At 63.1% G+C, this 12111-nt stretch carries 9 protein-coding genes and 1 other RNA gene; 2 read left to right on the forward strand and 8 right to left on the reverse strand.

Features of this window, described 5'->3' with window-relative positions; translation table 11 throughout:
- Positions 1-501, reverse strand: a complete 501-nt coding sequence (locus ACIOVF_RS22540) for a sigma-70 family RNA polymerase sigma factor (protein WP_045199783.1) — start codon at positions 499-501, stop codon at positions 1-3.
- A 140-nt stretch (positions 502-641) separates the two neighbouring features.
- On the opposite strand from ACIOVF_RS22540, the gene ACIOVF_RS22545 reads away from it, so the two are divergent.
- Complete coding sequence (locus tag ACIOVF_RS22545) at positions 642-1652, forward strand: NAD(P)-dependent alcohol dehydrogenase (protein WP_045199781.1); 1011 nt, start codon at positions 642-644, stop codon at positions 1650-1652.
- Between the two features lie 8 nt (positions 1653-1660).
- On the opposite strand, the gene ACIOVF_RS22550 is transcribed toward ACIOVF_RS22545, so the two are convergent.
- Positions 1661-2545, reverse strand: a complete 885-nt coding sequence (locus tag ACIOVF_RS22550; protein ID WP_045199779.1) for a LysR substrate-binding domain-containing protein — start codon at positions 2543-2545, stop codon at positions 1661-1663.
- A 159-nt stretch (positions 2546-2704) separates the two neighbouring features.
- On the opposite strand from ACIOVF_RS22550, the gene ACIOVF_RS22555 reads away from it, so the two are divergent.
- Positions 2705-5725 (forward strand): FAD-binding and (Fe-S)-binding domain-containing protein, encoded by a 3021-nt coding sequence (locus ACIOVF_RS22555; RefSeq protein WP_401292588.1) that lies wholly within the window; start codon positions 2705-2707, stop codon positions 5723-5725.
- Between the two features lie 7 nt (positions 5726-5732).
- Here the strand turns inward: ACIOVF_RS22555 and ACIOVF_RS22560 are convergent, their stop codons facing one another.
- The 6 genes from ACIOVF_RS22560 to lldD form a co-directional block, all read right to left on the reverse strand.
- Complete coding sequence (locus tag ACIOVF_RS22560; protein WP_213603197.1) at positions 5733-6143, reverse strand: DUF4952 domain-containing protein; 411 nt, start codon at positions 6141-6143, stop codon at positions 5733-5735.
- Between the two features lie 26 nt (positions 6144-6169).
- The gene (locus ACIOVF_RS22565) at positions 6170-6949 is read right to left on the reverse strand and encodes a class I SAM-dependent methyltransferase (protein ID WP_045199772.1); all 780 of its coding nucleotides are present in this window, start codon (positions 6947-6949) and stop codon (positions 6170-6172) included.
- A gap of 217 nt (positions 6950-7166) precedes the next feature.
- Positions 7167-7558: a transfer-messenger RNA gene (ssrA, locus tag ACIOVF_RS22570) on the reverse strand.
- A gap of 104 nt (positions 7559-7662) precedes the next feature.
- Positions 7663-7941, reverse strand: coding sequence for a hypothetical protein (locus ACIOVF_RS22575; RefSeq protein ID WP_045199770.1), 279 nt, complete (start codon positions 7939-7941; stop codon positions 7663-7665).
- A gap of 74 nt (positions 7942-8015) precedes the next feature.
- Complete coding sequence (locus ACIOVF_RS22580) at positions 8016-10826, reverse strand: FAD-binding and (Fe-S)-binding domain-containing protein (RefSeq protein WP_401292593.1); 2811 nt, start codon at positions 10824-10826, stop codon at positions 8016-8018.
- A 78-nt stretch (positions 10827-10904) separates the two neighbouring features.
- Positions 10905-12050 carry an FMN-dependent L-lactate dehydrogenase LldD gene (lldD, locus tag ACIOVF_RS22585; RefSeq protein ID WP_401292596.1) on the reverse strand — a complete coding sequence of 382 codons (1146 nt, stop codon included), beginning with the start codon at positions 12048-12050 and terminating at the stop codon, positions 10905-10907.
- Between the last annotated feature and the right edge of the window lie 61 nt (positions 12051-12111).

Here is a 12111-nt window from a genome sequence, read left to right on the forward strand (position 1 = left end):
TCAGTCGTCCGTGAGCAGCAGGCAGTGGGTCATGGCGCGGATCAGGTGTTTTTTCACCGTGGTCACCGATATCCCCAGGCGTTCGGCGGTAGCCACATAGCTCAGGCCTTCGAGTTGCACGGCCAGGAAGATAGAGCGCGTGCGCTCGCCCAGGCCATCGAGCATCTGGTCCACCGCCAGCAGGGTTTCGAGGATCAGCAAGCGGCTTTCCGGTGATTCGGCGACCCGCTCCGGGCGCAGCGCCAGTTCGTCCAGATAGGCCTGTTCAAGCGCCTTGCGGCGAAACTTGTCGATCATCAGCGCATGGGCGATGGCGCCCAGGTAGCTGCGCGGCTCGCGAATGGTGTCTGCATTGCGTGCATTCAATACCCGGATAAAGGTGTCCTGGGCAAGGTCGGCGGCATCGGCGGCATTGCCCAGGCGGGTACGCAGCCAGTTTTTCAACCAACCGTTATGTTCGCTGTAGAGCGCGTGCAGGGCAGCATGATCGGGAGCGGGCATGGCGGGGCAATATCGAGTAATTGATAATTAGTCGCATTATTGTGGTTTGCTGGCGCACTATGCAAGCGCTCGTGCTTGACCTGGGGCAGGGTCGGGCGAAGACTGGTCAGCTATTTGCCGAATCGACTCAGGAGGTTTCCATGACCAGCAGGGCCATTATCGTCCAGACCGGCGGTGGTTACGACAAGGTGCAGGTAGGCACCCGCGAGGCAGCCGCCCCGCAAGCCGGCGAAATCAGCGTGCGCCTGCATGCCAACTCGCTCAACTATCACGACTTCGCCGTGGTCAGCGGCATGTGGGGCCCGACTGCGCCGCGTATTCCCATGGCCGATGGCGCTGGCGTGGTGACCGCAGTGGGCACTGGCGTCAACGAGTTCGCTGTTGGTGATTCGGTGGTCAGTACGTTTTTCCCGGACTGGCTGGACGGCCAACCGTTGGTCGAAGGTTTCGCCAGCGTTCCGGGCGACGGCATCGATGGTTACGCCCGCGAACAGGTCACCGCTCGCGCGACGTCCTTTACTCATGCACCCAAGGGCTACAGCCACGCGCAAGCGGCGACCCTGACTACCGCCGGCCTGACTGCCTGGCGTGCGCTGATGGCCGACGACTCGCTCAAGCCAGGCGATACCGTGCTGGTGCAAGGCACCGGTGGCGTGTCGATTTTCGCCCTGCAGTTCGCCAAGCTGGCGGGCGCCACGGTGATCGCCACGTCCTCCAGCGACGACAAGCTCGAACGCCTCAAGGCCCTGGGCGCCGACCACCTGATCAACTACCGCAAAACCCCGGCCTGGGGCGAGAAAGTACGCCAGCTCACCGCCAACCGCGGTGTCGATCACGTGATCGAGGTCGGTGGTCCGGCGACCCTGGAGCAGTCGATGATCGCCGCGCGTATCGGCGGGCATGTGTCGCTGATCGGCATTCTTACCGGCGTGGCGGGCAACCTGCCGCTGGTCCAGGCGCTGGTGCGGCAGATCCGCCTGCAGGGTGTGCTGGTTGGCAGCCGCGCCCAGCAGCAGGCGATGGTCCGCGCCATCGATGCCAATGGCCTGCGCCCGGTGATCGACAAGACCTTCGAGCTGGAACAGATCGTCGAGGCCTTCCGTTACCAGGAAAGCAACCAGCACTTCGGCAAGATCTGCCTGAGCATCTGAGCCCGGCGTCAGATCTGCCCCAGCAACCAGCCGCGAAATGCCACCAATGACGGCAGCGACTGGTTGCGCGGCGGGTAGATCAGGTAATAGCTGCGCTGGCTGGCAAACGGCGCGCCGACGCTGACCAGCTCCCCGCTGGCCAGCTCGTCGGCCACCAGGATGCGCGGCACCAGGCCGATGCCGATGCCGGCGCGCACCGCCTGGATCAGGTGCGAGGTCAGCTCGAAGCTTGGCCCCAGGCGCATGCTGCGGTGCGCCAGGCCATGATGGGAAAACCACTCGCCCCAGGCGTTGGGGTTGTTGGCCACGTTGAGCAGCAATTGCTCAGGCAGGCGCGGCGGCGACCAGTCGGCCTGGCTGGCGGCAGTCTCCGGCGACAGAATCACCAGCAACTCTTCGGCATGCAGGCGATGACAGACCAGCCCGGGCACATCGGCATTGCCGACGACAATGGCGGCGTCGATGCCGCTGGTTTCGAAATCGATGGCTTCGATGCGCGAATTGATGTGCACCAGCATGCCCGGGTGCAATTTGTAGAATTCATGCAGGCGCGGCAGTAGCCACTTGGAACCGAAGGTCGGCAGGGTGGCCAGGCGCAGGCTGCCTTCGCCGGACTGATAGGCCATGGCCTGCAAGGTGGCGCTGCGAATGCGCCCAAGGGCTTCGCTCATCTCCCGTTGATACAGCCGGCCGACATCGGTCAGGCGCACCTGGCGGCCTTCTCGGCGGAACAGGGTCAGGCCCAGTTGCTGCTCCAGCGCCTGCACCTGGCGGCTCACCGCGCTTTGGGTCAGCGACAGCTCGGTGGCGGCGCGGGTATAGCTTTCATGCCGGGCGGCGGCTTCGAACGCCAGCAGCAATGACATGGACGGTGTGAGATGGCGGTAATTCATTCGTAAAAGTCATCGATAGCGGCAGAAATATCCAGTTGTCCGCAGCGTCGCGCTCCGGGATCATTGGCATATCAGTGTCTTGAGGCTGACCTAATTATGCTCAGCCAGCAAGTGTTCCGATATTCCCGTGATTAGCCAAATTAAAGAGGCCATCCTTTGATGATCGCCCAGTTGCCGACCAGCGCCCCCGCTGGCGACTATGCCGATTTTCTCGCCGCCCTGCGCGCCAGCGGTTTCCGTGGCCAGTTCAGCGCCGACTACGCTACCCGTACGGTGCTCGCCACCGACAACTCGATCTACCAGCGCCTGCCGCAAGCGGCGGTGTTTCCGCTGGATGCCGAGGACGTCGCCCGCGTCGCTACGCTGATGGCCGAACCGCGCTTTCGCCAGATCAAGCTCACCCCGCGCGGCGGTGGCACCGGCACCAACGGCCAGTCGCTGACCGACGGCATCGTCGTCGACCTGTCGCGGCACATGAACAACATTCTCGAGATCAACGTCGAGGAGCGTTGGGTGCGGGTACAGGCCGGGGTGGTCAAGGACCAGCTCAACGCAGCGCTCAAGCCCCACGGGCTGTTCTTCGCCCCGGAGCTGTCGACCTCCAACCGCGCCACCGTCGGCGGCATGATCAACACCGATGCCAGCGGCCAGGGCAGTTGCACCTACGGCAAGACCCGCGACCACGTGCTCGAACTGCACAGTGTGCTGCTCGGCGGCGAGCGCCTGCACAGCCTGCCGATTGATGACCAGGCGCTGGAACAGGCTTGTGCACAAGAAGGCCGCAGCGGTGAGGTGTACCGCATGGCCCGGCAGATTCAGGAAACCCAGGCCGAACTGATCGAGACCATCTTCCCCAAGCTCAACCGCTGCCTGACCGGCTACGACCTCGCGCACCTGCGCGACGAGCAGGGCCGCTTCAACCTCAACAGCGTGCTGTGCGGTGCCGAAGGCTCGTTGGGTTACCTGGTCGAGGCCAAGCTCAATGTGCTGCCGATTCCGAAATACGCCGTGCTGGTCAACGTACGCTACAGCAGCTTCATGGATGCCCTGCGCGATGCCAATGCGCTGATGGCGCACAAGCCACTGTCGATCGAGACGGTGGATTCCAAGGTGCTGATGCTGGCGATGAAGGACATCGTCTGGCACAGCGTTGCCGAGTACTTCCCCGCCGAAGCCGAGCGCTCGACCCTGGGCATCAACCTGGTGGAGTTCTGCGGTGATGATCCGGCCGAAGTGAACGCGCGGGTGCAAGCCTTCGTCGCCCACCTGCAGGCCGATACCGGCGTCGAGCGCCTGGGTCACACCCTGGCTGAAGGCGCCGAAGCGGTGACCCGCGTCTACACCATGCGCAAGCGCTCGGTGGGCCTGCTTGGCAACGTTGAAGGCGAAGTGCGCCCGCAGCCGTTCGTGGAAGACACCGCCGTACCGCCCGAGCAACTGGCCGACTACATTGCCGACTTCCGTGCCTTGCTCGACAGCTACGGCCTGGCCTACGGCATGTTCGGCCACGTCGATGCCGGCGTGCTCCACGTGCGCCCGGCGCTGGACATGAAAGATCCAGCCCAGGCGGCGCTGGTCAAGCCGATTTCCGATGCCGTGGCGGCGCTGACCCATCGCTACGGCGGCCTGCTCTGGGGCGAGCACGGCAAGGGCCTGCGTTCGGAATACGTGCCGGATTTCTTCGGCGCCCTGTACCCGGCGCTGCAATCGCTCAAGGGCGCCTTCGACCCCTACAATCAGCTCAACCCCGGCAAGATCTGCACCCCGCCGGACAGCGAACAGGGTCTGATAAAGGTCAACGAAGCACCGATGCGCGGCGACTTTGACCGGCAGATTGATGAGCGGGTGTGGCAGAGCTTTGGCAGCGCCGTGCACTGCAACGGCAACGGCGCCTGCTACAACTTCGACCCCAACGACGCCATGTGCCCATCGTGGAAAGCCACCCGCGAACGCCAGCATTCGCCCAAGGGCCGTGCCTCGCTGATCCGCGAATGGTTGCGCCTGCAGGGTGCGGCCAGCATCGATGTGCTGGCGGCGGCAAAGAACAAGACCTCCTGGCTCAAGGAGCTGCCCAAGCGCCTGCGCAACAACCAGGCCCGCTCCCGTGGCGAGGCTGACTTTTCCCACGAAGTCTACGAAGCCATGGCTGGCTGCCTGGCGTGCAAATCCTGCGCGGGGCAGTGCCCGATCAAGGTCAACGTGCCGGAATTTCGTTCACGCTTTCTGGAGCTGTACCACGGCCGCTATCAGCGCCCGCTGCGTGACTACCTGATCGGTTCGCTGGAGTTCAGCATTCCTTACATGGCTTATGCGCCAGGCTTGTACAACGCGGTGATGGGTTCGAAGTGGGTCAGCCGCCTGCTTGAGCGCCATGTCGGCATGCTCGACAGCCCGCTGATCAGCCGCTACAACCTGCAGAACACCTTGACCCGCTGCAACGTGCGCGCGGCCAGCGTACCCGCGCTGCGCGAGCTGACCCCTGCCCAGCGCGAGCGCAGCATCGTTCTGGTTCAGGATGCCTTCACCCGCTACTTCGAAACACCGTTGCTGGCGTCGTTCATCGAACTGGCCCATCGGCTGGGTCACAAGGTGTTCCTCGCGCCCTACAGCGCCAACGGCAAACCCTTGCATGTCCAGGGCTTCCTCGCAGCCTTTGGCAAAGCGGCGATTCGCAACGCCACCCAGCTCAAGGCCCTGGCCGATTGCGGCGTGCCGCTGGTCGGCCTCGATCCGGCCATGACCCTGGTGTATCGCCAGGAATACCAGAAGGTCGAAGGCCTGAGCGATTGCCCGAAGGTGCTGCTGCCGCAGGAATGGTTGATCGACGTGCTGCCTGAACAGGCTGCGGGCGCCAGCGAAACCTTCCGCCTGCTGGCCCACTGCACCGAAAAAACCAACGTGCCGGCCAGCACCCGTCAGTGGGAACAGGTATTCGCCCGCCTGGGGCTGAAACTGGTTACCGAAGCCACTGGCTGCTGTGGCATGTCGGGTACCTATGGCCACGAAGCGCGCAACCAGGACACCTCGCGGACCATCTTCGAGCAATCCTGGGCCGGCAAGCTGGATAAACCGGGGGAAGCATTGGCCACCGGTTATTCCTGCCGCAGCCAGGTCAAGCGCATGGCTGAGCGCCAGTTGCGTCATCCGCTGGAGGTGCTGCTGCAGTTCGCCAAGGGCTGATGGCCGCTCAGGGCTCGAGGGTATCGACGCTGACGGTGATGTAGAAGAACTCGATCTGTGCCCACTGCGAGCGCTGGTTGGCCAGCGTCTCTTCGGAGGCCATGAGGACTTGGTAATTGATGCCGCTGTGTGGGTCGCGGTGGAAGTGGCGCAGCGAGTCCCACATGCAGCAGAAAAACTGCAGGCGGCCCATGCCATAGGTTTGCTGCAGGTGGGCCTCGGCCACCGCTGCTTCGTCGCCCCTGACCTTGTAGGTCGCGATCAAGGGCGCCGTCTGTCCTTCGATGTCCTGATGGCAGCCCTGGTACTGGATGCCCTTGGGGTACGCGCCCAATGTGCCGAGGAAGTCCTCGCACTTAGGTGCGGCCTGCAGCGACCCGCACAGCAGGAGCAGGGTCAGGATAATCAATGGGCGCAATGGCTTCGTCCTTGAAGTACGCCGGATCAGGCAAAGCTGATGTTGGTGCGCTGCTTGCCGTAAACAACCCGGGCGGCGGACATCAGTTGATGCGGGATTTCGACGAACGGGATATCCGAGTTGGTGATGGCGATGTCCACAAGTTGCAGCATCATCGAGTTCTTTTTGACCAGGATGACATCCGACCAGTCAGTGTTGGTCACGGCCACAGGCACGAAGTCGGAACGCTTGAGGAAGCTGCTGAGGGCTTCCAGTACACCCAGGTTCTGCTTGGTGCCTTGCAGGCTATGGCAGCAATCGTTGAGAAGCATGAAGCCATCATCGGCCAGCAGGTCCTGGTAGTACATCATGTCGCGCAGGATGTACTCGTATTGATGGTTGGCATCAATGTAGATCAGGTCGAATTTCTCGATACCGGTTCTTGGCTGGATCTCAGGAATGGCGTCGATCGTCTCGGCGCGAATGAGGGTGACGTTGGGCTTGTCGGCGAATTTGCCCTGGCATTCTTCATACAGGTTGTCCCAGGTGGCCATGTCATAAAGCGAGCCGCCATAGTAGTAATCATAGCTATCTACAGGGTCAACCCAAGGTGGCAGCTGGTCGAACGGGCTGTAGGCTTCGGTGGCCGAGGGGCTCCAGCTGTCGATCAAGACCATCTGTTCAGGGCTGAGGGCGTTATAGAGGTTCAGCGCATTTTGCCCGCGCAGGACGCCAAGCTCGGCGATGACCGGCTTTTTATTGCAGGCGTCAAACACTGCCTTGAGAACGTGGTAGAAGGTCTCGCGGTGGGTCATACAGACTTTCATGCCTGCTCCTGTTCTGTGGTGGTTGCGGCCCCCCGGAGTCGACAAGGATACGAGACGGGGCGGTCCTTCCAGGTGTTTATCGACCGCTGCGCCAATAGGATGAGCACGGTTTTGTCCGCAGCGTGTCGATGGCCGACAGGCGGGTTCAGTCAGGGTTCTGCGGGCAACAAAAAAGGCATCGGCGCAAGCGCCAGATGCCTTTTTCGTTTTGCGTATTTGGTGGAACCGGGGGGATTTGAACCCCCGTCCGCCAGTGATCCGCTGTCGGTACTACATGCTTAGCCGTGTCTATTGAGTTAATCCGCAGCCGCCCGACGGGCAGGGTGCTTTGGACGAGTTGTGTAAGTTTTAGCCGCTTCGTCCACAACGTACTGCACGGCGATCCTGTTCTGTATGACAATCACTTCGGGTTTACAGGCATCCCCTAGTGATTGCTGGAGCCGAAGCTACCAGGAGAGCGGGCTCGGCTGCTTACGCAGCGAGAGCGTAACCCTCGTAGTTTTCGTCATTGGCAACTATAGAAAGTTGCAACAGTGGATTTACGAGTTCTGTTACCAACTCGGCATGCACCTAGAGTTTCACTACCGGCGTCGAATCCTAATCGGCCCCATGTGTTGCGCTCTAGCTGTAAGCGTTTTTCAACGCTCGAGGTCCAGTATACGCCATCGGTCGGGCGACGTCGACTGCTGGTCTGACATCGCCCGGCAGACGGGTTATTGGCCGTTGCTGCCTTTCTCGGTTTTCTCCAGGCGCTCCAGAGTCTTGCTGGTAATAGCAATGCAGTCTTTCGTGTTACCCGCTGCCTGGGCAGCCTTGGCGTCCTTGACATGCTCGGCCACGGCGTTGTCCATACCTTCGGAGGTAGCTCCGGCGGTAGCCGTGGCATCTTCAATCTTCTGCAGGTTTAGGGCGCACAGGTCTTCTTCCGCAAACACAGGGGAGGCAAGCAGTGCGGCGGCAATGAACAGTCCGGAAATCGCAGTACGCTTCATGTGAATCTCCTTGGCTGGGAAGGCCTCGGGAAAGGGGGGCCTAATTTGATGGACTGCTCCGCTCTCACAAAGGTTCAGATAGCCCGCGCCCGTGTTACCCGGTCCACCAGGTACACCAGCCCGTGATAATCGATCCCGCCATGGTTCGACAGGCCGATCTCGCAGGTGCGGCTGGTAGAGATGCCTTCGCTGCAGTACTGCACCGCATCCTTGAGGCTGCGCAGCGAATGGGCATTGAGCTGCGGGGTGGTAAAGCCCTTGTCACCGGCAAAACCGCAGCAATGGATGCCTTCGGGAATCACCACCTGTTTGCTGCAACGCCGCGCCAGGTCGATCAGCGCCTGGCTTTCACCCAGGTGCTGGGTGCTGCAGGTCACGTGTACGGCGATCGGCTCGTCCTGGGGGGTGAACTCCAGCTTGTCGACCAGGTGGGTGCGGATGAAGCGCACCGGGTCATACAGGTCCAGGCGCGTTTCGGCGAGATCCTGGACCAGGCGCAAGGTGCACGGGCTGGTATCGCAGTAGATCGGGTCAAGGCCGCCGCGGCTGGCGTGCAGCAGGGCGTTGATCAGCTCCTGGCGCTTGTGCTCGGCCTGCTCGGCATAGCCCTTGGAAGCAAACGGCTGGCCACAGCACAGGTTGTCCTGGTTGTCCGGGAATACCACTTGATAGCCGGCCTTTTCCAGCAGGGCGCGGGTCTTGTCCAGCAACGAGGTTTGCTCGCGATCCGCCGCCGCCGGACCCATCACCCTTGAAACACAGGCGGCCAGATAGACGACTCGGGGCCGCGCATCGTTGCTGGCCGGGCTGAGCTGCAGCGCTTTTAGCGGTTGTGGCATGGCCGGCGTCCACTGTGGTACTCGGCCGTGGCTGAGCTTACTGAGGCTGGCGCTCAGGCGACTCAGGCGCGGCGCGCCAAGCAGGCGACGGGCGCCGTTGGCGGCTTGCAAGGTAAGGCGCGCGCCACTGAGGGCGGTATGGAAATTGTCAGCCAGCCAGTCGGCAGTCTTCAGGTGTCCGGCGGCCTGGCCGCGCAGCTTTTTCACCAGCTCACCGGTATTGATACCCACCGGGCAGCGTTGGGCGCACAGGCCGGTGGCGGCGCAGGTGTCGATGCCCTGGTACTGGTAGTTGCGTTCCAGCTCGCGGGTATCGCTGCCAGCGCGTTTTTTCGCCTGGATATCGCGCCACATGACGATGCGCTGGCGCGGGCTCAGGGTCAGCCCCTTGGACGGGCAGACCGGCTCGCAGAAGCCGCATTCGATGCACTTGTCGACGATCTCGTCAGCAGCCGGTAGCGGCTTGAGGTTCTTCAGATGGATTTGCGGGTCTTCGCTGAGCACCACGTCCGGGTTGAGAATGCCATTGGGGTCGAGCAGGCGCTTGAGCTGCCACATCAACTGGTAGGCATCGCTGCCCCATTCCAGCTCGACAAAGGGCGCCATGTTGCGCCCGGTGCCGTGTTCGGCCTTGAGCGAGCCGCCGAATTCGACCGCCACCAGTTGCGCCACGTCGTCCATGAAGGCCTGGTAACGCGCGACCTCTTCGGCGCTGTTGAAGCCCTGGGTGAAGACGAAGTGCAGGTTGCCTTCCAGGGCATGGCCGAACAGGATCGCCTCGTCATAGTGATGTTTGTCGAACAGCGCAATCAGGCGATTGACGCCGATGGCCAGTTGCTCGACCGGGAAGGTCACGTCTTCGATGATCACCGTGGTGCCGGTTTTACGCACTGCACCGACGGCGGGGAAGGTGTCCTTGCGGATGGCCCAGAGCTTGGCGTTCTCCTTGGCGTCCTCGGTGAAGTTGACCTGCTTTTCCACCGGGAAGCTGGCCAGCGAGGCCATGATCTGCGCCAGTTGCTCGTGCAGCAGCGCCTGGGTTGCTGCGCGGGATTCGATCAAAAGTGCGCAGGCGCCATCGGACAGTTGCTGGACGAAGGCCGGCATCCCGGGCTTGTCCTGCACCGAGCGCAGGCTGCGTCGGTCGAGCAGTTCCACCGCCGATACCGGTTGGCTTTTGAGTACGGTAACGGCGTTGCAGCAGGTTTCTACATCCGGGAAGACGATCAGTGCCGAGGCTTTGTTCGGGTGATCGATCACCGTGTCGTAGGTCACGGCACTGATAAAGCCCAGGGTGCCCTCGGAGCCGACCAGCAGGTGGCTGAGGATATCCAGCGGCTGGTCATAGTCGATCAGGGCATTGAGCGACAGGCCGGTGGTGTTCTTCAGGCGGTACTTGTGGCGAATTCTGGCGGCTAGCTCAGTGTTGGCGCGGGTGTCCCGGGCCAGGCGCGCGAGCTTATCGAGCAGGTCGGCGTGGCTCTGTTCGAAGGCGGCGACGCTGGCCGGGTCTTCGCTGTCCAGGCGCGTGCCGTCGGCCAGCACCAGGCGCATGCCGGCCAGGGTGTGATAGGTGTTCTGCGCGGTGCCGCAGCACATGCCGCTGGCATTGTTGGCGACGATACCGCCAATCTTGCAGGCGTTGATCGAGGCAGGGTCCGGGCCGATCTTGCGCCCGAATGGGGCCAGCCAGGCATTGGCCTGGGCGCCGATCACGCCCGGTTGCAGACGGATCTGCTGGCCCTGGTGGCGAATCTCGCGGCCGTTCCAGTTATCGCCGAGCACGATCAGCACCGAATCGCTGATGGCCTGGCCGGACAGGCTGGTGCCGGCGGCGCGGAAGGTGACCGGCACGCGCTCGCGCTGGGCCAGCTTGAGCAGGGCGACCACTTCATCTTCGGATTCGACCCGTATCACCAGCTTGGGAATCAGCCGGTAAAAGCTGGCATCGGTGCCGAAAGCCAGGGTCGACAGCGGGTCGTCGAAACGGCGCTCGGCGGGTATCAGGCGTGCTACCGAGTCGAGAAACGCGGCGGGCAGACTCATGCAATCTCCTCGCGGGGCCGTGGCGTCTGGTGCGCCGCGTGCCCCGGTCAATCAGGCGGTGATTCGAAGGCGCGGCTATCAGGCACCCAGTTCGCGGACCAGCGAGTCGCGGGTGATTTCGCTGATCGATTTGGCGCCTGTCAGCACCATGGCCACGCGCATTTCTTTTTCGAACAGCTCCAGCAGGTTCTTCACCCCGGCTTCACCGGCGGTGGCCAAGGCGTAGAGGAATGCACGGCCGATCAACACGGTGTCGGCGCCCAGGGCGATCATGCGCACCACGTCCAGGCCGCTGCGGATGCCGGAGTCGGCGAGAATCTTCAGATCGCCTTTGACCGCGTCGGCAATCGCCGGCAGGGCGCGGGCACTCGACAGCACGCCATCGAGCTGGCGGCCGCCGTGGTTGGAGACGACGATGCCGTCGGCGCCGAACTTCACGGCGTCCTTGGCATCTTGTGGGTCGAGGATGCCCTTGATCACCATCGGGCCTTCCCAGAATTCGCGGATCCACTCAAGGTCTTTCCAGGAAATCGACGGGTCGAAATTGGCGCCCAGCCAGCCGATGTAATCGGCCAGCCCCGTGGGGCTGCCGCGGTAGGCGGAGATGTTGCCCAGGTCATGGGGTTTGCCCAGCAGGCCGACATCCACGGCCCACTGCGGGTGGGTCATGGCCTGCCAGACGCGGCGCAGCGGCGCGTGCGGGCCGCTCATGCCGGAGTGCGCATCGCGGTAGCGGGCGCCGGGCACCGGCATGTCCACGGTGAACACCAGGGTGGTAACGCCAGCGGCCTTGGCGCGCTCCAGGGCGTTGCGCATGAAGCCGCGATCCTTGAGCACATAGAGCTGGAACCACATCGGCCGGTCAATGGCCGGCGCCACTTCTTCGATCGGGCACACCGACACCGTCGACAGGGTGAACGGAATGCCTTTGGCCGCTGCCGCCCGCGCCGCCTGGACTTCGCCGCGGCGTGCGTACATGCCGGTCAGGCCGACCGGCGCCAGGGCCACCGGCATGCTCAGGGTTTCGTTGAACAGCTGGGTCTCGAGGCTCAGCTCGGACATGTTCTTCAATACGCGCTGGCGCAGGGCGATGCCGGCCAGGTCTTCGACGTTGTGGCGCAGCGTGTGCTCGGCGTAGGCACCGCCGTCGGCGTAGTGGAACAGGAATGGCGGCAGCTTGCGTTGGGCTGCTGCGCGGTAATCGGTAGCGGCAGAAATGATCATGGGGTCTCGCAGCGTTGGGTGAAGGGGAGCTGCCGGGCGCACCACAACGCGCGCCCGGCCC

It is taken from the genome of Pseudomonas sp. NPDC087612, assembly GCF_044743505.1.
Taxonomy (GTDB): domain Bacteria; phylum Pseudomonadota; class Gammaproteobacteria; order Pseudomonadales; family Pseudomonadaceae; genus Aquipseudomonas.

Excerpts from the sequence above, each read along its gene's own strand:
- ACIOVF_RS22540 (WP_045199783.1), bottom strand. The coding sequence starts at position 501 with ATGCCCGCTCCCGATCATGCTGCCCTGCACGCGCTCTACAGCGAACAT.
- ACIOVF_RS22545 (WP_045199781.1), top strand. The coding sequence starts at position 642 with ATGACCAGCAGGGCCATTATCGTCCAGACCGGCGGTGGTTACGACAAG.
- ACIOVF_RS22550 (WP_045199779.1), bottom strand. The coding sequence starts at position 2,545 with ATGAATTACCGCCATCTCACACCGTCCATGTCATTGCTGCTGGCGTTC.
- ACIOVF_RS22555 (WP_401292588.1), top strand. The coding sequence starts at position 2,705 with ATGATCGCCCAGTTGCCGACCAGCGCCCCCGCTGGCGACTATGCCGAT.
- ACIOVF_RS22565 (WP_045199772.1), bottom strand. The coding sequence starts at position 6,949 with ATGAAAGTCTGTATGACCCACCGCGAGACCTTCTACCACGTTCTCAAG.
- ACIOVF_RS22575 (WP_045199770.1), bottom strand. The coding sequence starts at position 7,941 with ATGAAGCGTACTGCGATTTCCGGACTGTTCATTGCCGCCGCACTGCTT.
- ACIOVF_RS22580 (WP_401292593.1), bottom strand. The coding sequence starts at position 10,826 with ATGAGTCTGCCCGCCGCGTTTCTCGACTCGGTAGCACGCCTGATACCC.
- lldD (WP_401292596.1), bottom strand. The coding sequence starts at position 12,050 with ATGATCATTTCTGCCGCTACCGATTACCGCGCAGCAGCCCAACGCAAG.